Source organism: Gordonia sp. UBA5067, from assembly GCF_002414845.1.
Taxonomy (GTDB): Bacteria; Actinomycetota; Actinomycetes; order Mycobacteriales; family Mycobacteriaceae; genus Gordonia; species Gordonia defluvii.
On sequence record NZ_DIAX01000009.1, the window covers coordinates 73,638 to 99,899 of the forward strand.

Consider the following 26,262-nt stretch of genomic DNA (forward strand, 5'->3'; position numbering starts at 1 on the left):
GCCAGTCTTGAGTTGGCTACGCATACGAGCATTTTCTCGCGAAGGAGTGTGGTCACGATGGTGGATCTGGCGCAATACGGCCCCTGGGCGGTCATTGCCGGCGGCTCCGAAGGGGTCGGCCGGGCATTTGCGGCCGAACTGGCCGATGCCGGTGTGAATCTGGTTCTGATCGCCCGGAAGCCCGAGGCCCTCGCCGGGGCCGCCGCGGACATGGAACAGCGCGGGGTCGCGGTTCGAACACTGTCGATCGATTTGACCCAGGGCGACGCGCCCGCCCGCATCGCGACGCTGACCGCGGATCTTGACGTGGGCCTGCTGATTTACAACGCCGGCGCCAACACCTACGGCAGTGATTTCGTCACCGGTGACCTCGCGGGATTCGATCAGGTGATCAGGCTCAACATCACCACGCCCCTCGCGGTTGTGCACCACTACGGCGCAGCGATGAAGGAGGCCGGTCGAGGGGGAATTCTGCTGGTCGGCTCGCTGAGCGGCTACCTCGGAGGTAAGACGCTCAGCGTGTATTCCGGGGTCAAGGCCTTCAGCCGCAGCTTCGCGGAGTCACTCTGGTTGGAGCTGCAGCCGTATGGCGTAGACGTCCTCGAACTGATCCTCGGTGTCACCCGGACACCGGCGATGCAGCGGGCCGGCCTGGACTTCGCCGTCCCCGGCCTACATGTCAGCGTGCCTGAGGAGGTTGCGCGTGAGGGGTTGTCCCGGCTGAAGGACGGCCCGACCTGGATTGTTGCCGGCAACGCCGACCGGGCCAAGCTGATGAGCGGCGCCAACCGCGCCGAGCTACTACTGGCCCAACAGCGAGCGATGGAGCAACTGCTGGCGCGCACCCCGCGCCAGGACCTGGCGTGATGACACCACGATTGCCATCCACCACGATTGCCCTACCCGGGCCGTGCGGGGAGACCCGCCAACTCCCCGCACGGTTTCGCCCAACCCGCACCGATCGGTACCGCGCGGACGAATCCATGCGGGATTAGCGTTCAGTTGGCGGCAATTTCCAGGGGGTAGGTCGACAGAAGTGGCAACGGCCACGGCTGACGCCGCAGCACCGCCGCCCACAAATCGGTTCCCGCCGGTGCCAGCACGTCGTCGGGCAGCGCCGACGCAACAAGCCAGCTGTCCTCGCCCAGCTCGCCGTCGAGCTGCCCCGGGCCCCACCCGGCGTAGCCCGCCATGATCCGAACACCGACCAGCAATGCGGCGAGGTCCTCGGGATCAGTATCGAGGTCGACGAGGACCACCCGGCCGCTGACCACCATGACGCCGTTGACGCCGTGCAGGTCGGCACCGCGCACGGCGACCCCCAGGCACAACGCGCCATCGCGCTTGACCGGCCCGCCGACGAAAAGCGCCTTGGGGTTTGCCGCCAACCCGGACCACCCGGGCAGCAGGTTGTAGACCGCCGACTGCGACGGCTGGTTGATCACGACGCCGATGCTGCCGCTCTCGTCATGCTCGATCACGTAGACGACCGTGCGGGCAAAAGCCGATGCCATGAGCGACGGGGACGCGATCAGGAGCGTACCGGCCCGGATCGGCACCGCACCGTACCGACCGTCGGCGCCACCGCCGGTACCGGTCTTCGGATCCTCGAAGTCGTCACCGCCCACGACCCCATCATCGCACGGGCCCAGTGGCGTCGTCGCTAGTCTTGAACAGTGAAGACCCGCCTCCTGATTGCCCGTCTGGCAGGCCAGTGCGCCGACGGCGTCTTCCAGGCGGCGCTGTTCGCGGCGATCGCATTCAATCCGGAACACCAGGCGTCGCCGCTACTCATGGCCGGCAGTCTGGCCGTCCTGTTCGGTCCGTACTCGATCCTGGGACCACTGCTCGGCAGTCTCCTCGACCGGTGGGACCGGCGACTGGTACTGCTGTGGGCCAACGTGGTTCGAGCACTGCTCATCGTCGTGAGCGCAGCCCTGCTCGCCTCTGGACTACCCGAGACCGTAGTGCTCGTTTCCGCGCTCGGGGTGATGGGCGCTAGCAGATTCGTTGCGTCCGGACTATCCGCGGCACTGCCTCACGTAACCGACCGGGACTCCCTGGTCACGGTCAACGCGGTGTTCACCACGCTGGGCGGATTCGCGGTCATGCTCGGTCTCGGCATCGCCGCCGGTGCCCGGCTGATGATCGGGGGTGATGATGCGGGGTGTGCGCAGGCGATGCTCATCGGGGCCGTGCTGGCGCTGGTCGCGGGGATCATCGCCATCGGATTCCCCGGCCGGTCCCTGGGGCCGGACACCATGGGTGCCCCGACGGGACGAGTCGGGCTCGCGCGCGCATGGCGTCGCGGACTGGCACTCATCGAACGGACCCCGCCGGTGGCCGTGGTTCTGCGCGCCATCGGCGCGCACCGCTGGGTATTCGGAATGAATTCGATGATCCTGCTGGTGATGGCCAACCATGCCGGTGTCTCCACCGGGCTGCGACGGTTCCTGCTGCTGATCGGCGCGACGGCGGTGGGCGCGCTACTCGCCGCGGTGACCACGCCGCTGCTCGTCCACCGCGCCGGCCGCAACCGCGCCCTGGAGGTGGCGCTGTCGATCGCCATCGGCGCACAGGTGCTGCTTCTCGCCTTCGACGTGACAGTGCTGATCGCCGTCGCCACCGTTCTCGGCTGGGCCGGGCAGACCGTGAAGCTGTGCGGCGATGTCGCCATGCAAGTCGACATTCCCGACGAGTCACGGGGCGAGGTGTTTGCGATTCAAGACGCGGTGTTCAACCTGATGTTCATCGGGGGCGTGACCCTCGCGGCACTGATCGTCCCGGCCGACGGGAAAGCCGTCACGCTGGTACTCATCGGGGCCGCCTCCTATGCGACGGCACTGCTGGTGGTCCTGCGCCGACAATCCTTCGCAGCGCGGTAGGCCCCGGGCCGGTTCAGCAGCCCGTCGTCCGCAACTCCGCCGCCAAGCGGTCGAGGTCCTCCCGCGTCGCATCGAGATGCGGGCTCAGCCGCAACACCGAGTTGGTCAGCATCAGCGGGGCGCGTTCGGCGCCACCGGCGGTCACCAACAGGCCCGCCTCGCGCAGGTGGACCGCCACCGCGTCGACGTCGGCGGCCTCGAACCCCGGCGGGGGAGCGAGCGTGATCAGCGCGGACGGCTCGTCAACGGGCTCCAACACCTCCCAGCCAGCGATACCGGTCAGTCGCTCGCGCATCGCGCGGCCGATTGCCGCGAGCTCGTCGAACACGCCCGCCGGATCCATCCCCACCAACTCGGCGACCGCGACACCGAGGCCCAGCCTCCCCGCGATGAAGCCGCTACTCGCCCCGGCAGCCATATCCGCTATGTCGACGTGGAGCCGAGAATCGGGCCGTACCGCAGCGAACCCGACGCCGCGCGGGCCCGTCAACCATTTGCGACTGGTGCCATAGACCACGTCGGCGCCGGTGACAGTCGGCACGTGACCCACTGACTGGGCCATGTCCACGACCACGGGAACGTCAGCGGCGTGGGCGACTCGGACGATCTCGGCAACCGGCTGCACGACACCGCTGGCCGACCCGATCTGGCACACATGAATGAACTCGGGTTGCTCGAACTGCAGCATGTTCTCAAGCGCATCGGTGTCGACGTGGCCGTACACGTCGACCTGCGGCAGGGTGTGAACCGCGTACCCGCGCCGCTCGAACTCCACCAGGTTGGGTCCGAACTCATTCCGCGCCACCCAGATCGTGCTCGACATCGGGAGATTGGCCACCCCGAGGAGAGCACGAAGTGCTGCCCGACCGGTATCGCGGTAGACGAGTTCGTCGGGCTGGTGGCCGATCAGCCCGGCCAGCTCCCGCGATCCGTGTGCCAGGTCTTCCTCGGCAGCCGCCATCGCGGCGTAGGAGCCCCGTTTTGACTCCTCCCACAGCTGCCCGCTGATCGCCTCGATCACCGCGTTCGAGGAGCGGCCCGCAGACGCCGAATCCAGGTGGACGATGTCCGGCTTGATGCGCGCGTCGTGCCAACCAGATCCGAGCTCGCTGAGGAACATCAATCCAATCTATCGCCCCGAATCCGCCGTCCGATTGCGCCCCGGCCCGGGTCGCGGGAACCGACTGCCGTTCTGCTGCGTCCAACCAATATGGACCCGCCACTCATCGCACACACCTTTGGCACCGGTTTGGGTGAAACTCACACCTGGCACGCGCCCGCCGACGCCGACCTGAACGGTGACGGCCGGCTGGAATCGGTGCGCCTCGACTTTGACGGGGACGGCCTGATCGACGACGCCATGATCGACGTCGACGGCGATGGTGTCGCCGACCTGGCGGGCCTCGACCTCGACGACGACGGGAACCTCGACGCCTTCTTCACCGACACCGGCACCGGCGTCTGGGGCATCCGCGCACATCCGCCGCCCGGCCTGTCGCCGGGCGACCGGGCCCGGCCTGGTCGCCAACTGCTTCCGGTCGACGTCGACGGCGACGGCAGGCCCGACGCGACGCTGATCATCAGCGGCCGATCCCGAGAGCTACTGCTCGACACCGACGGTGACGGCATCTGGGACGTCGGGCTGGTCGACTCCGACGGCGACGGGACGATCGACCGGGTGCACCGGCGCAAGCCGTGAGTTCCACCGGCATAGAGTGCCACCGGCATACTTGGGACTATGAAAACGATTCTGAACATCCTGTGGCTGGTCTTGTCGGGCTTCTGGATGGCAATCGGCTATGCCGTGGCCGGCATCGTGTGCTGCATTCTGATCATCACCATCCCGTTCGGCGTCGCGTCGTTTCGGATGGCCAACTACGCGCTATGGCCGTTCGGCCGCACCGTCGAGCGCAAGCCCTCCGCCGGCGCGATGTCACTGTTCGGCAATATTCTCTGGCTTGTTCTCGCCGGCTGGTGGCTGGCCATCGGCCACATTGCCACCGGCATCGCACTGTGTGTGACGATCATCGGCATCCCCCTGGGCGTCGCCAGCTTCAAAATGGTGCCGCTCTCGCTGATGCCGCTGGGGATGCGGATCGTGCCGGCCGAGTAAACGCCCACCCGGATTGAGGCCGCCCGGCGTCTCAGCCAACGCCGTTCATCATGCGGGCCGCGATTTCCCCGACCGCGGGCCGAACTCGTTCGCCGTCGGCGGGAACGAGGCCGATCCTGGTGCGCCGGTGCACGACATCGTCGACGGTGAGGGCGCCCTCGTGGGTGAATGCGAACTCGACTTCGGCACGGGTGACGTCGATCCCGTCCGCAATCGGGGCCAGCGGATCGTCGACGGTTGCCGCCTCGACGACCTTGGGCGCCTCCGCGCCGAATCGGGCCACCAGCGATTCGGGCAGGCCGGGCCAGGCCGGGCCGCTCGCACTCGCCCCGACGAGCGGGACCGACGCCGTGACGCAGGCCGAGGCGGGTAGGCGCGCCGCCGAAACCGCGGCATCGACCGCATCCTGGGCCATCCGTCGATACGTGGTGAGCTTGCCGCCGATGACGCTGACCATCGTGCCGTCGGTGACCCGCACATCGTGACGGCGCGAGACGTCGGCGAGCGAGCTGCCGTCGCGGCTGGCGCTGGCGATCAGCGGTCGCAACCCGGCAAAGACGCCTCGGATGTCCGCCGACGAAACGGGTACCGCGAGCGCCGTGTTGACGGTATCGAGCAGGAAGTCGATCTCACTGCGATCGGGCACCGGCACGTCGGGAATGGACCCGGGCGCGTCGACATCGGTGAGCCCCAGATAGACCCGGCCGAGTTGTTCGGGGAGAACGAACACGAAGCGGCTGGTCGAACCGGGGATCGGTACCGTCAGGGCGCCCGTTGGATTGCCGAACGCCGCCGCGTCGAAGACGAGGTGGGTACCACGGCTGGGCCGGATACTCAGCGTCTGATCGAGGCCGGCCGCCCACACCCCGGTTGCGTTGATGACCGACCGCGCCGCAATGGAGAATTCGCGCCCGGCAATCTCGTCGTGGACGACGGCGCCGTCGCCACCGGCCCGCACGACCCGCACCCGGGTGAGGATCTGCGCCCCGTACCCGGCGGCGGTGCGGGCTATCGCCGTGACCAGGCGGGCATCGTCGATCAGCTGCCCGTCGGTGGTCGATGCCGCGCCCCGCAGCCCATGGCGCCGGATCGTCGGGCAGGCGGCGACCGCTTCCAGCGGCGACAGCCGTTGCGGCCCCGGCAACACCTCGGCTGGCGTGCGCGCCACGCGACGCAGCGCGTCACCCGCCAAAAATCCGGCGCGGACCAGCATCCCGGTGCCGAGATCGCCGTAGTCGGGCACAATTTGTCGGACCGGTTTGATGAGGTGCGGGGCGATCGTCGTCATCAGATGGTGTCGCTCGACGGCACTCTCCCGGGCGATGCCGACGCCGCCGGACGCGAGGTACCGAAGACCGCCGTGGACCAGTTTGCTGCTCCATCTCGAGGTCCCGAAGGCAAGGTCATGCGCCTCCACGAGCGCGACCGACAACCCGCGCGTGGCGGCATCGAGGGCGGCGCCGACGCCCGTCACCCCACCGCCGATCACGAGGACATCGACCGGGTCGGCCCGCGCGAACAGTCCGGTGAGATCTGCGCTACGACGCGCGGCGTTCAGAACAGTCATCGGTTCACTCCTTGCCGGGGTGCTCAAGATAGCTGGCGAGTACTCGGTGCAACTCAGTGGACCAGTCCTCGCCGAGGATCGGCTCGACGACCGCCCGCGACTGCACGGCGGACTGGGTGACCAGAAGCACCATTGCCGCGAGCTTGTCCGGATCGCCGTCGCGAACCCAGCCCTGTCCCTGCCCCTGTTCGATGCTGTCGGCGATCAGTCGCAGGAGGCTGCGCTGGCTGGATCCAAGGCGGTCGAAGACATAGGGGAGGAGGAACTCGGGTTGGCCGCGCCAGAGTTCGGCGAACAACTCGTCGTCCCGGATGGCCCCGGTGACGAGAACGATCTGTTCGATGGCCGGGGCGAACCCGGATCGGGTGCGCAGCGGGGTGGTCGCCTGGACCGCCGCGACAATCCGGTTGATTTCCCGGTGGCACAGATCGCGCACGACGGCGTCCAGATCGGGCCAGCGCCGATAGACCGTCGGCCGACTCACCCCGGCGGCACGGGCGACGTCGGCGAGGCTGGCCTTGCGGCCACGCTGACGCAGGATCTCTTCCCGCGCGGCATCGAGCACGCGTGTTCGGAGTTCATCGCCGGCCGCGTCAGCATCATCGGGCGCAGGGTTCCGCAAACCGTCATTACGAATTGACATGATATGTAACACTGTATCGCATGACCGTCGGCAGCAGCCCCAACAGCGCCCCTTTTCCCGTCCCGCCGATGCGCTGGGACGCCTGGGGAGACCCAGAGTTGGCCGCCCCCCTCTCCGAAGGCACCTCGACTCTGATTCGCGGAATGCTCGGTGTCACCGGCGAGACCACCCTGCCCACCATCGATCCGGCGACGGTCATCGTGCCCCCGAGTCGCCTGTCCGGCGAGGACCTCGCCGCGCTGCGCGCGATAGTCGGCGACGACTGGGTGTCGACGGCCGCCGTCGACCGACTCCTGCGGGCGAGCGGCAAGTCGACACCGGATCTGCTGCGCCGCCGCCGGCCGCACCAAGACGCGCCCGACGCCGTCGTGATACCCGCCTCCGACGACCAGGTCGGACAGCTGTTGACCTGGTGTACCGACCACCGGGTCGCCGTCGTCCCCTTTGGCGGCGGCACCAGTGTGGTCGGCGGCGTCGATCCGGTCGCCGACGGGTTCGGCGCGACGGTGTCGGTGGATCTGCGTCGCATGGACGCCCTACTCGACCTCGACGAGGTGTCCCAGGTCGCCACCCTCGGGGCCGGCGTCACCGGGCCGGACGCGGAGCGCTTGCTCGGTGAGCGAGGCTACTCCCTCGGCCACTTCCCGCAGAGCTTCCGGTACGCGACCATCGGCGGATTCGCCGTCACCCGGTCGTCGGGCCAGGCCTCAGCGGGCTACGGCCGGTTTGACGACATGGTCCAGGCGATCACGCTCGTCACTCCGCGCGGGATTCTGCAGGCCGGCCGGTCGCCCAAGAACGCCGTCGGCCCCGATCTGCGCCAACTGATCATGGGTTCGGAAGGCGTCTTCGGCGTCGTCACCCGCGTCGCGGTCCGGGTCCACCGCCGACCCACGGCCACCGAATACGAGGGATGGAGATTCGACTCCTTCGATGCCGCCGCACAGGCATTTCGCGCCGTGGCACAAGAAGGCGTCATGCCGACGGTCATGCGTGTTTCCGACGAACTCGAGACCGCCCTCAACCTGGCGCGGCCGACTGAGATAGGGGAGTCGGGGGACAAGGCAGTCCCGGGCGGCTGCCTGGCAATCACGACGTTCGAAGGCTCGCCGACCGCGGTTGCCGCCCGCGCCGGCGTCGTTCGCGAGACGTTCGCGGCCGCCGGTGGACAATCACTCGGCCCCGGCCCCGCACAGATGTGGGAACACGGCCGCTTCTCCGGGCCCTACCTGCGTGATGCGCTCCTCGATATCGGCGTCGGCTGCGAAACCCTGGAAACCGCCACGACGTGGGCCAGGCTTGCCGAGGTGAAGACGGCCGTCACCACTGCACTGGCCGCGGTGTTGCCCGAGCCGACCGTCGTGATGTGCCACCTGTCGCACACCTACGCCACCGGCGCCTCGCTGTACTTCACCGTGGTGTACCGCCAGGAGGGCGACGCCCTTGAGCAGTGGCTGGCCGCAAAGCACCACGTCACCACGACCCTGACGGAGGTCGGCGCGTCGATCACCCATCATCACGCGGTCGGCCGGGACCACCGCCCGTGGATGTCCGCCGAGATCGGCGATCTCGGCGTGGCGGTGCTGAGCGCGGTGAAGGCCGTACTCGACCCGGCCGGGGTGTGCAATCCGGGCAAGCTGATCTGATGCCCGTCCGTTCGCTGGCCGTACTGGCCAACCCACTCGCGCGCCGGGGCACTGGGCTGGCGATCGCCGCCGAGGTCGAGCGACTGGTGCGTTCCCACGGCATCGAGGTAACGGTCCTCGTCGGTGCCGACCTCGCCGATGCCCACCGGCTGGCCGACCAGGCGGTCGCGAACGAGGAGATCGACGCCCTGGTTGCGGTCGGCGGCGATGGCACGATGCGGCTGGCCCTAGAGGCCGCCGCCGGATCGCCGACCCCGGTGGGCATTGTTCCGGCCGGCACCGGAAACGACCTGGCACGCACGGTCGGTATCCCGTTGAACGATCTGCCCGGCGCGGTGGCAATCATCGCCGCGGGTAGGTCCGAAGCCATCGACCTCGGTCGGGTGCGCCTATCCGGGGCCGACGGTCAGCGGGAGGTCCTCTTCGTGACCGTCGCCGCGACCGGCTTCGATGCCGATGTCACCGATCGCGCCAACCGGCTGCGCTGGCCGCGGGGAAAGGCGCGGTACCTGGTCGCCGCGATCGCCGAGGTGGCCCGCCTGCGGCCGCGACGGTTCACCGTCCGGGTCGATGGCACGACGATCACCGACGGTGACGTTATCTTCACCGCCATCGGCAACACCCGCTCGTACGGCGGTGGCATGTTGATCACCCCCAGCGCCGACGTGCATGACGGTGAACTCGACGTGACCGTGGCCACCATGGCGCCGGGGTTCAGCCGGATGACGATGCTCCGCCTGATGCCAACGGTCTTCAGCGGCCGTCATGTCGATCTCGAAATGGTGCGCACAGCGCGGGGAACGACAATCGAGGTGACCTCGGATCCACCGGCGCTGGTCTCGGTCGACGGGGACCTCGTCGGCCGCCTGCCGGCCACCTTTGACACCCTTCCGGGTGTGGCGCACGTCTTGGTACCACGGTAGAGCTGCTGAGATCCGGCCCCCAGCGACCCACCGACGTGATAGTCACGCCGACGGCAGGCCACTGCACCGATCTCAGCAGCGGTCAGTCCTGCCGCTCCGCCCACCAGCGCCGAAGCTCGGCTTCCGCCTCGTCCCGCTCGAGTGGTCCGCGGTCCAATCGCACTTCTTTGAGGTGTTTCCAGGCCTGGCCGACGAGCGGTCCGGCCGGGATATCGAGGAGAGCCATGATTGCGTTTCCGTCTAGATCGGGGCGCACGCGTTGCAGGTCCTCCGCGGCGGCGATCTCGACGATCCGCCGCTCGAGGTCGTCGTAGTTCTCCTGCAGCCGTCGCGCGCGACGCTTGTTTCGTGTCGTGCAGTCCGCCCGTACCAGCTTGTGCAGGCGATCGAGCAGGGGACCGGCGTCGGTGACATAGCGACGAACAGCCGAATCGGTCCATTTGCCGTCACCGTAGCCGTGGAACCGCAAATGCAGGAACACCAGCTGGGAGATGTCGTCGACCATCGACTTCGGGTACCTCAGCACGCGCAAGCGCTTGCGGACCATCTTTGCCCCGACCACTTCGTGGTGGTGGAAACTGACGCCGCCGCCGGGCTCGTGGCGCCGAGTGGGCGGTTTGCCGATGTCGTGTAAGAGAGCGGCCCAGCGCAGCACCGGGTCTGGGTCGCCGGATTCGAGGTCGATCGCCTGCTGCAGCACGGTCAATGAATGGGCGTATACGTCTTTGTGCTGGTGGTGTTCGTCAATAGTCAGCTTCATTCCGGGGAGTTCTGGGATGACCCGATCGGCAAGACCGGTGTCGACGAGGAGGTCGATCGCCTCGAGCGCGTGTTCACCGCAGATCATCTTGTCCAGTTCGACACGAATGCGCTCGGGCGTGATCCGGGTGATCTGGTCGGCCATTTCAGTGATCGCCTCGACCGCGCGCGGCGCCAGTGTGAAACCCAGTTGTCCGACGAAGCGGACCGCGCGAAGCATGCGCAGCGGATCGTCACCGAAGGAGGTCTCGGGCGCCGCGGGGGTGTCGATCGTGCCGGCGAGCAGAGCCGACATCCCATCGAGGGGATCGTGGAAATCTGCGGCCCCGGCACCGGTGATGGCGACCGCCATCGCGTTGATGGTGAAGTCGCGGCGAATCAAATCACCGTCGAGGCTGTCCCCGAAGGTGACTTCCGGGTTCCGGCTGATCTGGTCGTAGGCGTCGCTGCGGTAGGTGGTGATCTCGACGAGGTGGCCGCCCTTGCGCGCGCTGACCGTCCCGTACGCGATTCCGGTATCCCACACGGCGTCAGCCCACTCCTGCAGGATTGCCGCGATGGCCTCTGGCCGGGCGTCGGTGGTGAAGTCCAGATCGTTGCCGAGCCTGCCGAGGACCGCGTCGCGCACCGATCCGCCGACGAGGAACAAATCGTGGCCCGCGTCGGCGAAACGCTGTCCCAAGGGGTTCAGTACGTCACCAAGGTCACGCAGCGCTACCGCAGCTGCGGCTAGTAGTCGCGCGCGCCGCAAATCGGACTCGGTCACGGGGTCACAGCCTATCCTCTCGCCTGACACGGCCGCGCAACCCCGGTGTCCACGGGAAACTTGAGGTTACGGACGGCTAGCATCGAAGCGTGTCCTCCGCCCAGCCGTCACCTTCTTCCCGCGACGACGCGGGTGTGGGTGGTGACCCGTCGCCGCCGAGGCCGAGGCGGCGTCGGGGACGCCGTCACCGGGGCCGCGGGGGCAAAGCGACGGCGAACGGGCCGGCTCCCGTCCCGGTAGCGCAGCCGGTGCCGATCCCGCCATCGGGATCGCGGGGAACCAAGGAGGTTGTCGGCAGACCTGGTCTGGGTGCCGCAGCTGAGCCGGACCGGCAGCCACACCCGGCCAAGCCCAAACCTGGCCCTCGTCTCGTCGGCCGGTCCGACCCCGGCGTTGGCGCCGAGCGACTGCCGCCAAAGCCTTCTGACCTGGTCACAAAGGTAGGTCGAGCTGCACCCGCGCCAACTGCTGTGGCGGGCGAGCAGCGCACGGAAAGCGGAAAGAGCCGCGGCCGCACGCCACGCCTGCGCACGGTCCGCGAGACATCGGCCGGCGGACTGGTCGTCAGCGATCTATCCCGTCCCTTCGACGAGTTGTCGGCGGCGCTGATCGGGCGGGTCGACCGGCGCGGCCGAATGATGTGGTCACTGCCGAAGGGCCACATCGAAACCGGCGAGACGGCCGAGCAGACCGCTGTGCGCGAGGTGGCGGAAGAGACCGGCATCGAGGGATCGGTGATCACCCAACTGGGCAAGATCGACTACTGGTTCGTCAGCGAGGGACGCCGAATCCACAAGACCGTCCACCACTACCTGCTTCGCAGTACCGGCGGCGAGCTCTCCGACGCCGACTACGAGGTGGCCGAGGTCGCGTGGGTGCCGCTGGTCGAACTGCCGAAGCGGCTCACGTATTCTGACGAGCGACGATTGGCCCGGATGGCCGAGGGGGTCATCGCCGAGTTGACCGCCGATCCGGGCCGCCTCGCACAAAGTGAAGCCGACAGCAACCGGACCGAGCCCAACGACTATGAGAAAGCCGCCGCCGCACGCAACCAGCGTCGCAAGGACCCGACGCCGCCACCACCACCGCGCAGGCGTCGTCGACGTGGTCGACGGCCGGCGCCGCCCGGTGACTAGCGTGCCTGGTGGATCCTCGAGGGGGCTGCGCCCCCTGCCCGCACTGCTGATCCTGGTGGCCCTGGTCGCCGGATCGGCGCTACTCGGTGCGGGTGTCGCCGCCCTCGGCCCGGGAGCACCGGCGCTGGCCGCCCCCTCCGCACCGGCCGGCCCTTCGCGCGGGGCCGGCGCGAACGAGTCCCACCACCCAGATACGGCGCTCGCCACCATTTCGATCGATGGCGTTCGGCCGACGGTCGTCACCACCACGACCGGTCCGACCATTGTCGTCGAAGGAACGGTGCGCAACACCGGCGAACGCGTGCTGCGCTCCCTCACCATCCGCCTGCAACGCGGGCCGGCGGTCCGCCGAGCCGCCGACCTGCGGACTGAACTTGCCGGCGATCCCGCAACGTTCGAGATCAACGGTGAGTTCAGCGCTATTGCCAACGAGTTGCGGCCGGGCGCGACGACCGGCTTTTCCCTGCGGATGCCGTTGAGCAGCGCCGCCGGGCTGCGGATTTCCGAGCCCGGCATCTACCCGTTGCTGGTGAACCTCAATGCCACGCCCGATGATGGAGCACCGGCCCGCGTCGCGGATTCGCGCACGCTCCTGCCCGTACTGTCACTGCCCCCCGACCCCGATCGGGCCCGACGATTCGTCCAGGACCCGGCCGCCGCTCGCGGGCTCGGGCCGGACGGTTCGGTGGCCGCCCGCACCAGCACGCCCGCCCCGTTCACCATGCTGTGGCCGCTCGCGGCGCCACCGCAAACAGTTCCGGGGCGGGTCGGCGCCGGAGCCACCGACCGAATCCTGTTGGTCAACGAGAGTCTCGCGCGTTCACTCGGTCCCGGTGGGCGGCTCTACAACCTGCTGGTCGGCTTGCGTCCGGTGAAGGCCGCCGGACCGGGCGATCCGCGCGCGGCGGTCCGCGAGAGCCTGTGTCTGGCCATCGATCCCGACCTGCTCGTCACGGTATCGGCGATGACGCGCGGCTACGCCGTGCTGGCCAACCCCGCCGCACCCGCGGGCCCGACGAAGCCCGGCCGGGGTGAGGCGGAAGCGAAAGCCTGGCTCACCGAGCTCACCGCTCTCGCGGCCAATCGCTGTGTCGTCGCACTGCCGTACGCAGGCGTGAACCTCGATGCGCTGCACCGGGTCGGCAACACCGCGCTGACCCGGCTCGCGGTGAATAATCCGGCTGATCTGGTCGACGCCGTCTTGGGCGTGAAAAGCGTCCGGGGCATGGCGCTTCCCGCAGCCGGACACCTCACCGACAACGGTGTCGCCGAGCTGACCAAAGCAGAGCTGCCCACGGCGCTTGCCGCCTCTGACGGCATTGCCCCACGCGGCGGGAGCGACCCGTCGGGACAGTACGCGATCGGCCGGGTTCGGGTGTCAACGTTCGAGCCGGCGATCAGTGCGGCCCTGGGAGCTGCGGGTTCTAGTCCTCACACACTCGCCTACACCCCCGATGCCCAACGCGTCGACCTGAACACGGAGTCAGCGGTCAGTCGGCGCCAGTCGGCCCTGGCCGCACTGGCCTTCCCCGCCATCGTCGTCCCGGACGCCCGCTTTCCGGCCCGCCCGGACGATCCGCTACCGGTCAGCGGGCGGGGTGCACTGATCGCGCCACCGATGTTCTGGTCGGTCACGCCGGAGGATGCGGTCGATCTGGTCGCGACCGCCGGATTGCTCCTGCGATCGGGTGCCGCGACGGTGGCGCCCTTGCCCGCCGTCGTCGCGGCCACGGCGAAAGCCCCCCGGCCGGCACGTCTGGTGCCACCTCTCGGCGCGCCCGAATGGCTGCCGGCGCCGGAAACCGCCAGATCCATCGACGCCTCCGCAAATCTCACCTGGCAATTGCAGGCTTCCCTGCTCGGTAGCCCGGGAGTTCCCCAGGCCGGTGAGGCTCACGCCGCTGCCGCCACTCCTGAGCGGTATATGGCGCCCCTGCGCTACGACCTGATCCGCGCGCTGCCCAGCCCGCGCGAGGCGTCGACCAATGAGGCCCGCACACGATTGATCCGAACCGCCCAGGCCGCGCGGGTATCAGCGGTCGCCGATACCCTGCAACGAATGCGGGCGTCGGTATCGATACTCGATCCAGGTGGCCGGTACACCCAGGTGTCCGAGCGCAGCCCGCTGCTCCTGGTCACCCGCAACGAACTCGCCCTCCCGGTCCGGGTGCGCATCGAGACCGCCGCGCCGCTCGATTTCACCATCGGAGATGTGGGCATCATCGAGATTCCGGCACGGGGCACCCGGCAGGTTCAGTTCCCGGCCCGCTCCGCGACGTCGGAATCCACGTCGGTGACGTTCACGCTCGTCTCCGCCTCGGGTGTCCTGCTCGGGGGGGATCCGATCAAGCTGTCGGTCAATTCGAACGCGTACGGCAAGCCGCTGTTCGTCGTCACACTGATCGCGGCCGGCATTTTGGTCCTGCTGGTCGCGCGACGGATGTGGCACCGATTGCGCGGCACGCCCGACCCGGCCGACGCCGACCGGCCCGAAGCCAGTGCCCAGGACCGCTTCCTCGCCGGTCGAGACTATTCCTGGCGTCAGGGCGAATCCACCCAGCATCCGCCGGACGGTACCGATGACTGACCGCAACGACGCCGATCCGGAACTGCAAGCGCCTGCCGGGGGATTCCGGCCTTTGTCCGGGCCGCTGGCCGACGCTGACCACCCGAGTGTGTCGCCTGGAACGGCTCGGGCACGGCCACCGGCGGTTCCTCCGCGACCAGCCCGGCCGCACCCATCCCGGCCGCAGCCGCAGCAGTTGCCCGCCCGGCCGGGCCCGGCCCGCACTGCGGAGACCTCCGATGCGTCGGTCATGCGCACCGGCGGCTCTATCGCGCTCGCGACGCTGATCAGCCGGATTACCGGGTTCGTCCGCACGGTGATGCTGGTCGGCATCCTCGGTGGAGCCCTCTCCTCGGCCTTCCAGGCGGCCTACGTCCTCCCGAACATGATCGCCGAGGTCGTTCTCGGTGCGGTACTCACGGCGATCGTGATCCCGGTGCTGGTCCGCGCGGAGGCGGAAGACCCCGATGGCGGCGAGGGGTTCGTCAACCGGATCTACACGTTGACGCTGGTCATCCTCAGCGTCGCCACAGTCGTTGCGCTCGTCGCCGCACCGGTGCTTACCTGGCTGAACGTCGGTTCCGATAGCCAGGTAAACCGCCCACTAACAACTGCACTGGCCTACCTGCTGCTGCCGGAGATTCTCTTCTACGGACTATCGGCGCTGTTCATGGCGATTCTCAACGTCAAGAATGTGTTCCGGCCGGGGGCGTGGGCACCGGTGCTCAACAACGTCATCCAGATCGCGACCCTGGTCCTCTACCTCCTCATGCCGGGAGAGCTGGCGATCAACCCGGTCCAGATGACCAACCCGCAATTGTTGGTACTCGGTGTCGGGACCACTCTGGGTGTCGTCGTGCAGGCTGCGATCCTGCTGCCGTACCTGCGGCGGGCCGGCGTGCGGCTCCGCATCCAGTGGGGTATCGACGCGCGCCTGCGCCGGTTCGGCAACATGGCGGCCGCCATCGTCGTCTACGTGCTGGTGCTGCAGGTCGGGCTGATCGTGACCTACCACATCGCCTCGGCCCACGCGGCATCCGGAATCATCGCCTACGCGACACATTGGCAACTGCTGCAACTGCCGTACGGCGTCTTGGGTGTCACCATTCTTACTGCCCTCATGCCTCGCCTGTCCCGAAACGCGGCAGCCGACGACAGTCGGGCGGTGTTGGCGGATTTGTCGCTGGCCACCCGGCTGACGATGGTCGCCCTCGTCCCGGTGGTCGTCTACATGACGTTCTTCGGGCCTGCGATCGGCATGACCGTCTTCGACGTCGGCGAGTTCGGTCCGAAAGCGGCTGCGCAACTCGGTTCCGTTTTGGCGTGGGGCGCGTTCACGCTGATTCCGTACGCCATGACCCTGGTGCAGTTGCGCGTCTTCTACGCCCGTGAGGACGCCTGGACCCCGACGGCAATGGTCGTCGGTATCACGGTGGTGAAAGTCGGCGCTTCCTACCTCGGGCCGGTCCTCTTCGACGACCCGGACCTCATCATTCGCTGGCTGGCCTTGTCCAACGGACTGGGCTACCTCGTGGGCGCCATTGTCGGGCACTATCTGCTGCGCTCTCATCTGGGGCACGAGCGCATGCCGGCCGTCGCTCGGACCACGGTCATCACCGTTGCCGCTTCGGCCGTGTCAGTGGGGCTCGCCTGGGTGCTGGCCCGGATCTCCGGGGCCGATCGGCTCGGCGCGGAGTTCGGCAGGACGGGCTGGGTGCTCTACCTCTGCATCACCGCGGCCATCGGGCTCGGCCTGGCGTACCTGCTGATGGCGGTCGCGAGGGTTCCCGATATCGTCGCGATCACCTCGATGGCTCGCCGTGCCGTCGGCCGCTTCGTCCCGGCGCTCGCGCCCAAGGCGGCTCCCGGCGAGGAGGAAACCGCCTTGACCGTTCAGTTCCCCCGAATTGTTGTTGACGAATCACTCCCTTACTCTGGTCAAGTCGAGGTGGTCCGGCGCTTTGATCGAGGGTCGGCGACCTGGCAGTCGTTCACCGTCCATAGCGGTGGGGCCGTCGGCACGGGCAGCTTTCCTTACCAACCGCGCGGCGCCGACGGCTCAGTGCGCCCAGACATGCGCTACCGCAGGAGAGGAATGCCGCTCATGAGCGATGGTACCGACAAGGACGCCAAGCCGGGTTCCACCGACGACACCCCGATAGCACCGGAGGGGCTGCCACCGGGGGGCACCGACGGACAGCCCAGCCCTCCCGGCGGCGCCGCCGGCGGCGCGCCGGGTGACACCGCCGCGGACAGCGCGCCCGACGCACCGCGCCGGCTTCGCGGGCCGCGCCTGGTCCCCGGGGCCGCCGTGGCCGGCGGTCGCTACCGGCTGATCGCTCATTGTGGCGGATCGCGCGGCCTTCAGTTCTGGCATGCCCGCGACATCAACCTCGACCGCGACGTTGCGCTGACCTTTGTCGATTCCGAACAACTGGCGGAGCCGCCGACGACGGGGGAGGTGCCCGGCTCCGGCGGGGCCGGACCCCAGGCGGTCCTTTCCCGAACGCTGCGCGTCGGCCACCTGAACTCCGCCGGCGCGGCCCGCGTGCTCGATGTCATCCGCGGCTCGTCGGGCGGGATTGTCGTCGCCGAATGGGTGCCCGGGTCCGCACTCGCCGAAGTCGCCGCCACGAGTCCCTCGCCCATCGGCGCCGCCCGGGCGGTGCGGGCGCTCGCCGCGGCCGCCGAGGCGGCTCATCGGACCGGTGGAGCGCTGTCCATCGATAGCCCGTCCCGGATTCGCGTGTCGACCAACGGTGATGCGCTGCTCGCGTTCCCGGGCACCCTCGCCGACGACGACAAGGCCTCCGACGTTCGCGGCCTGGGTGCGGTGCTCTATGCACTGCTACTGGACCGCTGGCCGTTGAATGCCGACGCTTCGGCCACGACGACGGTGAAGCAGTCAACCGAACGGATCGGCGGGATGCACCCCGCCCTGGCCGTGGACGGGGGGAGCACCCCGATTGAGCCACGACAGGCCCGCGCAACCATCCCGTTTGAGATCTCTGCCGTGGCGGCGCGGGCGCTGGCCGGCGATCAGGGCATTCGTACCGCCGCCACCATTCAGCACGTCCTCGACCAGGCCACCGTGCTCGACCTGCCCACCGACATGATGCCACCGGTCGACTCCGACGGTCAGCCGATCGCACCTGCGACGGGTGGGCGGCCCTCGGCGGCCAACAGCACCCCGGACTGGGCAGCTGGGCGCAATGTGCCGCTGCTGATCGGGCTGGCGGTCGCCGCACTGATCCTGGTCATCGCACTGATCGTCGCACTGGCGAAGATTTTCGGCGGCAGCGATCCCGCGTCGAGCATCGACGCCATCCTCACCACGAGGTCGAGCTCGGTGGCCGAGGCTCCGGGGCGTGCAATCGCCCTTCAGAATGTCAGCGTGGTTGACTTCTCCGACCAGAAGGCCGATCCGTCGACAAATGTTGCGAACGTCATCAGCGGCGCATCGCCGTCGTGGCACACCGACAACTACCGATTCTCCGCTGATTTCGGCGGGCTGAAACCCGGTGTCGGGTTGCTGTTCAATCTCGGCGGCACCCGCACCGTCCGGTCGGTGACTATCGCCACGCCCAATCCCGGCTTCACCGTGGAGCTGCGCACCGCGGGCGCCGGAGCGAGCGATTTGGCCGCGACGACGAAGGTCGGCGGTGGCACGGTCGACTCGACAGAGACCACGTTGTCGATCGCCACCGCCACTGCCGCCCCGTTCATGCTGGTCTGGATCACCGCACTTGCCCCGTCGCAACAGACCAGCGGCCAGTACGAGGCGACGGTTCAGAAGGTCACCATGAAGAGCTGATCGCCTTACTTCCGCGATCACCAATCATTCAGGCGAATGGCCGTTGATGGTTGATAGACTCTGCACGGCTATCACGGTTCCCGTTGCGCACCAACGCATTTCGGATATGCCTGACCGAATGCACACCACATTGGGCTTTGTGATTGTTAATCGGCCCTTCGAGTTATCCCCAGGTTTTCCCCAACGCCGCCGAATCGTTCCCGAATTCATGAGCACTGCTTATTGTCTTCCTATGAATCGGGGGGATTTTGATTTGGAGCAGTGCAGCGATGCCGATTTGCTCCGCGCTCATGTCAACGGCAACCGGTGGGCGTTCACACTGTTGGTCCGCCGACATCACGACCGCATGGCCGCAGTGGCCTACCGCACCATGAGCGATCCGCAGGAGGTGCCGGACGCCCTGCAAGACGCCTGGGCCAAGGCCCACGAAATGGCGGCCCAATTCCGCGCCGATTCGCAGGTATCGAGTTGGTTGCACCGAATCGTGATCAATTCCTGCCTGGACCGAATGCGGCGCTCCCGCGTCCGCGCGGCGAAACTAGTGGCCGAAATCGACACCCAACTGCCCAACCCGACTGATCGGGCGCGAGATGTCGACCTCGCCATCGCCCTGAATCGCGCCCTGCGACTACTCCCGGAGGAGCAGCGCCGCGCGATCCTGCTCGTCGACGTCGAGGGCTACACCGTGGCCGAGACCGCCGATATTCTTGGCGTCGCCACCGGCACCATCAAGAGCCGCTGCGCCCGGGGCAGACTCAAACTCTCGGTTATTCTCCGCAGTCTGCGCACACCCGTCTGAACCATTCCGGCGACTGATCGGCGGTGGGCCGGTTGCGATACTGCACCGGTGTCGGCCGACACCGGTGCAGATGCCGGCTACTCACACCTCGAACTGCCCTTCTTCGCGCACCCGACCTGGGGATCGCGTGCGAAATCACGCTGCCAAGGGAACCACGGGACGGCGCGCTGCGTCGTAGAGTACGAACTGTCCCCACGCCGAAAGCAGCCGACGATGTCTCACGTGAGCGAAGTCTCCCGGGTATTCCCGGAACCGCCTTTTCGCGCCCGAGTTGATCGCCGAGTTTCACGCGGGCGCACTCGACGACGCCCTCAACGCTCATGTACAGGCCCATTTGCCCGAGGATCCCGACGCCCAAGAACTCCTCGCAGCACTCGATGAGACGGTTGATGCGTTGCGGACGATGGAGCCACCGGCCGTCGCGGTACCCGACCAGGTGCGGGCCGCGTCGGAGACGACGCTGGCCGGATTCCGGCGCGGCGCCGGGTCGGCCGCACCGCGCCGGGTCGTCGGCCTCCTACTGGTCGCCGCGGCCGTGCTGGCCGTCCTTGGCGCCGGCGCCCTCGTCGCCGAACTGATGAGTCCGAGACGTTCCGCCGATCCCCACTCAGCGCAACTGGTTCCGGCGGCCGATACCTCCGCCCTGCTCGCCGCCGTGCGCGCCCCACAATCGGAGGCGATCGATGCCAACCGCCTCGCCCGCTGCCTGATCGCCAACCGGATGGGTGGCGCCGGCGTCATCGGTGCGGCCTACATCGTTTACGGGGGGCGCCCCGCCCAGGTGATCCTCACGCCAACCGGCCGGCCCGGTGAGTTCAACGCCCTGGTCACCACCCGCGACTGCGACGCCGGCAAGCCGGACACGATTGCGCGGGCCGTGGTCACCGAATAGGCCGCGCGCATACCGCCCCGGACACGCGCTCGGGAACATTGCGACCTACCCTGGTGTTAATGCCTTACAGCGCATCCGACCGACCCTGAAAAGGACATCCTGTGAGCTCCAGTTCTGACGCGGACACTCCCATCCACGAGCTGATCATCGTCGGCTCCGGGCCGGCCGGGTACACCGCCGCCGTGTACGCCGCCCGCGCCGAGCTCGCACCACTGGTCTTCGAAGGAACCCAATTCGGCGGCGCGTTGATGACGACCACCGAGGTCGAGAACTTCCCCGGTTTTCGGAACGGCATCCAGGGGCCCGAGCTGATGGACGAGATGCGCGAGCAGGCTCTCCGGTTCGGCGCCGACCTGCGCATGGACGACGTCGACGCCATCCGCCTCAACGGCGACGTCAAAGAAGTCGAGGTGGCCGGCGAGGTCCACCGCAGCAAGGCGGTCATCCTCGCGATGGGCGCCGCAGCCCGCTACCTCGGGCTCGACGACGAGCAGCGGCTGCTCGGCCGCGGCGTCTCCGCCTGTGCGACCTGCGACGGATTCTTCTTCAAGGACAACACCCTTGCCGTCATCGGCGGCGGTGACTCCGCGATGGAGGAGGCCACCTTCCTCACCAAATTCGCGACCAAGGTCTACCTGATCCACCGCCGGGAGGAATTCCGTGCGTCGAAGATCATGCTCGATCGCGCCCGCAACAATCCCAAAATCGAGTTCGTCACCAACACCGCGGTTGATGCTCTCCTCGGCGACGATTCGCTGACCGGGCTGGTCCTTCGCGATACCCGGACCGGCGAGACGCGCGAGCTGGCGGCCACCGGCATGTTCGTGGCCATTGGTCACGATCCGCGCAGCGGACTTGTTGCGGGCCAGGTCGCTGTCGACGACGAGGGCTACGTCGTGACTGAGGGTCGTAGCACCTATACCTCAGTTCCCGGTGTGTTTGCCGCGGGCGATCTCGTCGACCATACCTACCGCCAGGCAGTCACGGCTGCCGGCAGCGGCTGTTCCGCTGCCATTGATGCCGAACGCTGGCTCGCCCACCGAGCCGACGAGCCGGCGGTTGTCCAAACCGTGAGTGCATGAACCTCCACACACGAATCCTCGAAGGGAAAGAATCGACATGGGCGCCCATACCACCGATGTGACTGATGCCTCGTTCGCCAGTGACGTCCTCGCTGCCGATAGGCCGGTACTGGTCGACTTCTGGGCCACCTGGTGCGGTCCGTGCAAGATGGTCGCGCCGGTTCTCGAAGAGATCGCGCGCGATCACGCGGACAAGCTGACGGTGGCGAAGGTCGACGTCGACGCCAATCCCGGCGTAGCCCGCGACTACTCGATCATGTCGATTCCCACGATGAAGCTGTTCTCCGGCGGTGAGGTCGTGAAGACCATCGTCGGGGCGAAGGGCAAAGCCGCACTCCTTCGTGAACTCGACTCGGTCCTCAAACCCTGACAACGGCCGCTGCCGAATATCACGGCGCGCGGAGTTGTGCCGGATCGACACGACCTGCGAGAATTGGGCCTTGACGACGCCACCAGCGTGCTCGCATGCACGCTGGTGGCGGGGTACGCAGCGAACAAACGGGCGCTCACCGTCGACCACGTTTCGATCGACCTCGATTCATCGGGGTGAGGAGTACAGCAGATGCCGACCTTCAAGATGGGCGATCAGGGCTCGGTAGTCGCCGAGATCCGAGCCATCCTGGTCGCTCAACAGCTGCTCCCCGATACCTCGGGCCCGACTGATCTGCTTGCCAACAGCGACGGCTGGACTTCTCCGGAAGCGGTGTTCGATCCGGCCCTCGATCACGCCGTGCGCGCCTTCCAACAGCAACGTGGCCTGATCGTCGACGGGATCGTCGGTGCAGGCACGTATCGCGCCCTCTTGGAGTCCTCATATCACTTGGGCTCACGCGTACTCCTCTATCGCCTCTCGACACCGATAACCGGTGACGACGTAGCTGTCTTGCAGTCACGACTGCAAAATCTGGGCTACTACCCGAATCTGGTCGACGGCGTCTTCGGCGACAGCACGCACCGAGCGCTGTGCCGATATCAGGCCGAGTACGGGCTGTCGTCCGACGGGATCTGTGGACCGGCCACTTTGCGCTCACTCGAACGGCTGGGCAACCGGATAACCGGCGGCTCACCGCACGCGATCCGTGAGGAAGAGCGCCTCCGCCGGTCGGGCCCCCTGCTCTCGGGCAAACGTGTGCTGATCGACGCCGGCTGCGGCGGTACGCACCCGCTGTCCACGGGGGCGGTGGCAGAGCTGGAGGATCGTGTTCTGCGCGACATCGCTCATCGCCTGGAAGGCCGCATGGGCGCCGCCGGAATGGAGACCTTCCTCTCCCATGGTGATCACTCCACGCCGAACGACTCCGAACGCGCACACACGGCGAACGCCGTTGATGCGGACCTGGTCATCGCACTGCGTTGCGCCCACCATCCGACAGCGGCGGCCAGTGGCGTGGCGAGCTTCTTCTTCGGCAACAACCACGGCTCATATTCGACCATCGGGCGAAATCTTGCGAGCTTTATCCAACGCGAAATCGTTGCTCGCACCGGGCTTTACGATTGCCGAACGCACCCGCGGACCTGGCCGATTCTACGCGAGACCCGAATGCCGACGGCTCTCATCGACGTCGGGTACATCACCAACCCCAACGACGCCGCCTGGCTCGATGATCCGGTGCATCGGGACGTCCTCGCGGAGGCGGTTCTCATCGCCGTTAAGCGCGTCTACCTCCTGGGCGAGAACGATCGCCCCACCGGCACCTATACGTTTGCCGACCTACTAGCCGCCGAGCGCGCCATCTCCTGACCTTTCGTCCTACCGGACGGGGGGTTCAGCCGCCGACGGGTGCCATCGTCAAATCTGGCTCGACGGCGATCTTCAATGCCGCCTCGACAACGAGCCTTTCGAGCGCTCCCTCGACCGCAGACTTCCACCCCAGGCCCTCGTCGAGCACGAGTCGGTACCGCGGAAAGCGGTGGTGCGGTGCGACGAGTTCAAAGCCCGAATCGGCCAGGAAGTCAGCATCGATCATGCATTCGCCGCAGATGTCCTCGCGTGGGTCCGTGGCGGCGTGACCCCGGATCCCGAAGGCTTCGAGGGCGCGAACACCGCGTTGGACCAGATCGGCGACGACTGCATCGAGGAGTAGGGCACGGGCTTCGCGGAAGCCGTTATCCGCGCGCAGGGAGGTCAGCAGCACAGCATCGGCGCTCACCGGCGAGGTGGGGAAGTGTGCGGCGCGTGGCACCCGAGGCGGCGGAGCGTAGAAGGCGGTCCCGACCACCACAGTGCGCCAATTGTCGGGTGCCGAGCCAGCACCACTGGTCCGGACCACGTTGGGCCCCGACTCGGCTAGTTGCGCGCACGTGCCCCACTCCAGCAGTAGGCCCGATGTCCACGCCTCTTTGTCGAACTCACTCGTCCGGACGGCGGCGCTCGGATCGACCTCCCAGAACACACACCCGCGGGCATGAGAGGGAAGTCGTCCGAACCCCGCCGGATCGAGGGCGAGAAGCCGGATTCCCATCTCCGCTACCCCACACTCCAGCAATGAAGGCGAGATCTATTGTGCCACAACGGCTTTGCCTTCACAGTGATCCTCCTTCTACCTACGTGTCACAGTGACGTTATCGAGCCGTGCCCCTGGGTGCGAAAACTACGGCGTCCGTTGCGAAATCTCATCGAGAATTCTTTCGAGATCCTCAATCGACCCGAACTCCACGACGATCTTGCCTTTGCGCTTGCCCAGACTAACGGTGACCCTGGTATCGAGCCGGTCGGAAAGCCGTTCGGCGACATCCTGCAATCCCGGCATCACCATCTGCTTACGCTTGGGTGACGGGGCAGTGGGATCGGGTCCATCGCCGCGGTTGGCGAGAGTGACCGCCTCCTCGGTGGCCCGAACCGACAGGCCCTCTGCCACGATGCGCGCGGCGAGCGCCTCCTGGGCCTCCGTACCGGCGTCCAGTGAAAGCAGGGCACGCGCATGACCGGCGGATAGCACACCGGCCGCCACTCGCCGCTGGACGGCAACAGGCAACCGCAGCAGCCGGATCATGTTGGTGATGACGGGACGAGACCGGCCGATCCGAGCCGCGAGTTCCTCTTGCGTCACACCGAACTCCTCCAGGAGTTGTTGGTATGCCGACGCCTCCTCCAACGGATTCAGCTGCGCCCGGTGGATATTCTCCAGCAGCGCATCGCGAAGCATGTCACTGTCAGCAGTTTCCCGGACGATGGCCGGAATCGTTTCGATACCCGCCTCTTGGCACGCACGCCACCGGCGCTCGCCCATCACCAGCTGGTACTCAACCTCCCCTTGGGGGGCGGGCAGGCGCCGTACAACGATCGGCTGCATCAGCCCAAACTCGCGGATCGAAAAGACCAACTCAGCGAGTGCATCCTCGTCGAAGACCGTACGGGGCTGCTGGGGATTGGGTTGGATCTGGGTCGGCCGGAGTTCACGGTAGACCGCACCCACATCATGCGAAATGGGTTCAACGGTGGCTAAGCCTGTTCCTCTGCCGGCAGAATCTCCGGCCACAGAAACGCGGCCGGTGCCGATCACCACGTCCGCCGCAGCGGCACCCATGGGCTGGGTGCCCATCGTCCTGCCGGCTTCCTGGTCTTCAGCCGGGCCGGTCGGAATGAGTGCGGCGAGACCGCGCCCGAGGCCGCCCTTGCGCTGAGTGTCCCGGGTCATGAATCACTCCTCCCGATCCCTGGTGCGCCGTCGACCGCTGCGCCCGCGAGCGCGAGCTCCCGGGCCGCATCCACGTAGCTCATCGCTCCGCGCGAGCCAGGGTCGTAGTCAATGATCGTCATCCCGAAGCCAGGGGCCTCGGAGACCTTCACGCTCCGCGGCACGATGGTGCGGAGCACCTTGCGTCCAAAATGCCGGCGCACCTCCTCGGCCACCTGATCGGCGAGCTTGGTGCGGCCGTCATACATGGTGAGTAGGACGGTCGACACATGCAGATCGCGATTGAGGTGGGCTTGTACCAGCTCAATGTTTCGCAGCAACTGACCCACTCCCTCTAGTGCGTAGTACTCGCACTGAATCGGTATGAGGACTTCGCGCGCGGCGACCATTGCGTTGACCGTCAGCAAGCCGAGTGAAGGCGGGCAGTCGATAAACACATAGTCCAGCGAGAAGCGCGCCAGCACTTCCTGGTTGATTGCGTTCTTCAATCGATTCTCTCGCGCCACGAGCGATACCAACTCGATCTCGGCACCGGCTAGATCGAGTGTCGCCGGGACGCAGAACAGGCTCTCGTGGGCCGGGGTCTGCTGGATCGCTTCCTCCAGCGTCGCCTCGCCCAGCAGCAGCTCATACACGGAGGCTATGTCTGGTTGGCGATGGTCGATACCCAACGCAGTACTCGCGTTGCCCTGCGGGTCAAGGTCGATGACGAGTACACGTAGTCCGTGAATCGCCAGTGCGGCGGCAAGGTTCACCGCAGTAGTTGTCTTGCCCACACCGCCCTTCTGGTTCGCGACCGTGATGATCCGCGGTTGCGCGGGCCGGGGGAGGGGAGGGGTGCCGCCGGGGGTGAGGATTTCACTTGCGCGCGCAGCGGCTGCTGCGATCGGAGTGTCAGCGAATGTTTCAGCCCCCCTACGAGCCGATGTTTCACGTGAAACATTCGATTGCTTACTCACCAGGTACGTCCATTCTTTGATCGTTCATCGTTTCTCTATTGTGCGCCCAGCCCCCGACAACGCCGACGTCGCCC

The 26,262-nt window shown here is 67.4% G+C and carries 22 protein-coding genes; 14 read left to right on the forward strand and 8 right to left on the reverse strand.

Annotation, left to right across the window (positions count from 1 at the left end):
- Positions 1-57: 57 nt before the first annotated feature.
- Positions 58-867 carry an SDR family NAD(P)-dependent oxidoreductase gene (locus B4M62_RS01395; protein ID WP_290704052.1) on the forward strand — a complete coding sequence of 270 codons (810 nt, stop codon included), beginning with the start codon at positions 58-60 and terminating at the stop codon, positions 865-867.
- A gap of 131 nt (positions 868-998) precedes the next feature.
- On the opposite strand, the gene B4M62_RS01400 is transcribed toward B4M62_RS01395, so the two are convergent.
- On the reverse strand, positions 999-1,628 hold the full coding sequence (locus tag B4M62_RS01400) for a YqgE/AlgH family protein (protein WP_414651751.1): 630 nt from the start codon (positions 1,626-1,628) through the stop codon (positions 999-1,001).
- A 48-nt stretch (positions 1,629-1,676) separates the two neighbouring features.
- On the opposite strand from B4M62_RS01400, the gene B4M62_RS01405 reads away from it, so the two are divergent.
- Positions 1,677-2,885, forward strand: coding sequence for an MFS transporter (locus B4M62_RS01405; RefSeq protein ID WP_290704055.1), 1,209 nt, complete (start codon positions 1,677-1,679; stop codon positions 2,883-2,885).
- A 13-nt stretch (positions 2,886-2,898) separates the two neighbouring features.
- On the opposite strand, the gene B4M62_RS01410 is transcribed toward B4M62_RS01405, so the two are convergent.
- Positions 2,899-4,005, reverse strand: coding sequence for an aminotransferase class V-fold PLP-dependent enzyme (locus B4M62_RS01410; RefSeq protein WP_290704058.1), 1,107 nt, complete (start codon positions 4,003-4,005; stop codon positions 2,899-2,901).
- Between the two features lie 90 nt (positions 4,006-4,095).
- Here B4M62_RS01410 and B4M62_RS01415 point away from each other — a divergent pair, with 90 nt between their 5' ends.
- Together B4M62_RS01415 and B4M62_RS01420 are read left to right on the forward strand one after the other, a co-directional pair.
- Positions 4,096-4,584, forward strand: coding sequence for a hypothetical protein (locus B4M62_RS01415; RefSeq protein ID WP_290704061.1), 489 nt, complete (start codon positions 4,096-4,098; stop codon positions 4,582-4,584).
- 39 nt (positions 4,585-4,623) lie between these two features.
- Entirely contained in the window at positions 4,624-4,998 is a 375-nt protein-coding gene (locus tag B4M62_RS01420; RefSeq protein ID WP_290704064.1) for a YccF domain-containing protein, read from the forward strand.
- Positions 4,999-5,029: 31 nt separating this feature from the next.
- Here the strand turns inward: B4M62_RS01420 and B4M62_RS01425 are convergent, their stop codons facing one another.
- Together B4M62_RS01425 and B4M62_RS01430 are read right to left on the reverse strand one after the other, a co-directional pair.
- Entirely contained in the window at positions 5,030-6,565 is a 1,536-nt protein-coding gene (locus B4M62_RS01425; RefSeq protein ID WP_290704067.1) for a glycerol-3-phosphate dehydrogenase/oxidase, read from the reverse strand.
- A gap of 4 nt (positions 6,566-6,569) precedes the next feature.
- A complete protein-coding gene (locus tag B4M62_RS01430) occupies positions 6,570-7,208 on the reverse strand; it encodes a TetR/AcrR family transcriptional regulator (protein ID WP_290704069.1) in 639 nt (212 codons plus the stop codon).
- Between the two features lie 20 nt (positions 7,209-7,228).
- Between B4M62_RS01430 and B4M62_RS01435 the strand changes: the two genes are divergently transcribed.
- Positions 7,229-8,854: an FAD-binding oxidoreductase gene (locus B4M62_RS01435; RefSeq protein ID WP_290704071.1), complete on the forward strand. Its 1,626-nt coding sequence runs from the start codon at positions 7,229-7,231 to the stop codon at positions 8,852-8,854.
- Positions 8,854-9,777: a diacylglycerol/lipid kinase family protein gene (locus B4M62_RS01440; RefSeq protein WP_290704072.1), complete on the forward strand. Its 924-nt coding sequence runs from the start codon at positions 8,854-8,856 to the stop codon at positions 9,775-9,777. The genes B4M62_RS01435 and B4M62_RS01440 overlap by 1 nt, the downstream gene beginning before the upstream one ends.
- Positions 9,778-9,859: 82 nt before the next feature.
- Here the strand turns inward: B4M62_RS01440 and B4M62_RS01445 are convergent, their stop codons facing one another.
- The gene (locus B4M62_RS01445) at positions 9,860-11,302 is read right to left on the reverse strand and encodes a CCA tRNA nucleotidyltransferase (RefSeq protein ID WP_290704074.1); all 1,443 of its coding nucleotides are present in this window, start codon (positions 11,300-11,302) and stop codon (positions 9,860-9,862) included.
- Between the two features lie 89 nt (positions 11,303-11,391).
- On the opposite strand from B4M62_RS01445, the gene B4M62_RS01450 reads away from it, so the two are divergent.
- The 8 genes from B4M62_RS01450 (at position 11,392) to B4M62_RS01485 (ending at position 23,332) form a co-directional block, all read left to right on the forward strand.
- Positions 11,392-12,438: an NUDIX hydrolase gene (locus B4M62_RS01450; protein WP_290704077.1), complete on the forward strand. Its 1,047-nt coding sequence runs from the start codon at positions 11,392-11,394 to the stop codon at positions 12,436-12,438.
- The gene (locus tag B4M62_RS01455) at positions 12,431-15,025 is read left to right on the forward strand and encodes a DUF6049 family protein (RefSeq protein WP_290704080.1); all 2,595 of its coding nucleotides are present in this window, start codon (positions 12,431-12,433) and stop codon (positions 15,023-15,025) included. Before B4M62_RS01450 ends, B4M62_RS01455 begins: the two co-directional genes overlap by 8 nt.
- A 229-nt stretch (positions 15,026-15,254) precedes the next feature.
- A complete protein-coding gene (gene murJ / locus B4M62_RS01460; RefSeq protein ID WP_344716260.1) occupies positions 15,255-18,818 on the forward strand; it encodes a murein biosynthesis integral membrane protein MurJ in 3,564 nt (1,187 codons plus the stop codon).
- Positions 18,819-19,050: 232 nt separating this feature from the next.
- Positions 19,051-19,617 (forward strand): RNA polymerase sigma factor SigM, encoded by a 567-nt coding sequence (gene sigM / locus B4M62_RS01465; protein WP_290704085.1) that lies wholly within the window; start codon positions 19,051-19,053, stop codon positions 19,615-19,617.
- A gap of 271 nt (positions 19,618-19,888) precedes the next feature.
- A complete protein-coding gene (locus B4M62_RS01470) occupies positions 19,889-20,509 on the forward strand; it encodes an anti-sigma factor family protein (protein WP_290704088.1) in 621 nt (206 codons plus the stop codon).
- A 101-nt stretch (positions 20,510-20,610) separates the two neighbouring features.
- Positions 20,611-21,591, forward strand: coding sequence for a thioredoxin-disulfide reductase (gene trxB, locus B4M62_RS01475; protein WP_290704090.1), 981 nt, complete (start codon positions 20,611-20,613; stop codon positions 21,589-21,591).
- A gap of 37 nt (positions 21,592-21,628) precedes the next feature.
- Positions 21,629-21,961, forward strand: coding sequence for a thioredoxin (gene trxA / locus B4M62_RS01480; RefSeq protein WP_290704093.1), 333 nt, complete (start codon positions 21,629-21,631; stop codon positions 21,959-21,961).
- Positions 21,962-22,153: 192 nt separating this feature from the next.
- Positions 22,154-23,332, forward strand: coding sequence for an N-acetylmuramoyl-L-alanine amidase (locus B4M62_RS01485; protein WP_290704096.1), 1,179 nt, complete (start codon positions 22,154-22,156; stop codon positions 23,330-23,332).
- 25 nt (positions 23,333-23,357) lie between these two features.
- On the opposite strand, the gene B4M62_RS01490 is transcribed toward B4M62_RS01485, so the two are convergent.
- From B4M62_RS01490 to B4M62_RS01500, 3 genes are all read right to left on the reverse strand, one after another.
- Positions 23,358-24,053 carry a hypothetical protein gene (locus B4M62_RS01490; protein ID WP_290704099.1) on the reverse strand — a complete coding sequence of 232 codons (696 nt, stop codon included), beginning with the start codon at positions 24,051-24,053 and terminating at the stop codon, positions 23,358-23,360.
- Positions 24,054-24,182: 129 nt separating this feature from the next.
- A complete protein-coding gene (locus B4M62_RS01495) occupies positions 24,183-25,229 on the reverse strand; it encodes a ParB/RepB/Spo0J family partition protein (RefSeq protein WP_290704102.1) in 1,047 nt (348 codons plus the stop codon).
- Positions 25,226-26,191 (reverse strand): ParA family protein, encoded by a 966-nt coding sequence (locus B4M62_RS01500; RefSeq protein WP_290704154.1) that lies wholly within the window; start codon positions 26,189-26,191, stop codon positions 25,226-25,228. Before B4M62_RS01500 ends, B4M62_RS01495 begins: the two co-directional genes overlap by 4 nt.
- Positions 26,192-26,262: the final 71 nt, after the last annotated feature.

Coding starts and splice junctions, on each gene's coding strand:
- B4M62_RS01490 (WP_290704099.1), bottom strand. CDS start 24,053: ATGGGAATCCGGCTTCTCGCCCTCGATCCGGCGGGGTTCGGACGACTT.
- B4M62_RS01425 (WP_290704067.1), bottom strand. CDS start 6,565: ATGACTGTTCTGAACGCCGCGCGTCGTAGCGCAGATCTCACCGGACTG.
- B4M62_RS01430 (WP_290704069.1), bottom strand. CDS start 7,208: ATGTCAATTCGTAATGACGGTTTGCGGAACCCTGCGCCCGATGATGCT.
- B4M62_RS01415 (WP_290704061.1), top strand. CDS start 4,096: ATGGACCCGCCACTCATCGCACACACCTTTGGCACCGGTTTGGGTGAA.
- B4M62_RS01440 (WP_290704072.1), top strand. CDS start 8,854: ATGCCCGTCCGTTCGCTGGCCGTACTGGCCAACCCACTCGCGCGCCGG.
- B4M62_RS01435 (WP_290704071.1), top strand. CDS start 7,229: ATGACCGTCGGCAGCAGCCCCAACAGCGCCCCTTTTCCCGTCCCGCCG.
- murJ (WP_344716260.1), top strand. CDS start 15,255: ATGCGCACCGGCGGCTCTATCGCGCTCGCGACGCTGATCAGCCGGATT.
- B4M62_RS01420 (WP_290704064.1), top strand. CDS start 4,624: ATGAAAACGATTCTGAACATCCTGTGGCTGGTCTTGTCGGGCTTCTGG.
- B4M62_RS01410 (WP_290704058.1), bottom strand. CDS start 4,005: ATGTTCCTCAGCGAGCTCGGATCTGGTTGGCACGACGCGCGCATCAAG.
- B4M62_RS01395 (WP_290704052.1), top strand. CDS start 58: ATGGTGGATCTGGCGCAATACGGCCCCTGGGCGGTCATTGCCGGCGGC.
- trxA (WP_290704093.1), top strand. CDS start 21,629: ATGGGCGCCCATACCACCGATGTGACTGATGCCTCGTTCGCCAGTGAC.
- B4M62_RS01495 (WP_290704102.1), bottom strand. CDS start 25,229: ATGACCCGGGACACTCAGCGCAAGGGCGGCCTCGGGCGCGGTCTCGCC.
- B4M62_RS01485 (WP_290704096.1), top strand. CDS start 22,154: ATGCCGACCTTCAAGATGGGCGATCAGGGCTCGGTAGTCGCCGAGATC.
- sigM (WP_290704085.1), top strand. CDS start 19,051: ATGAATCGGGGGGATTTTGATTTGGAGCAGTGCAGCGATGCCGATTTG.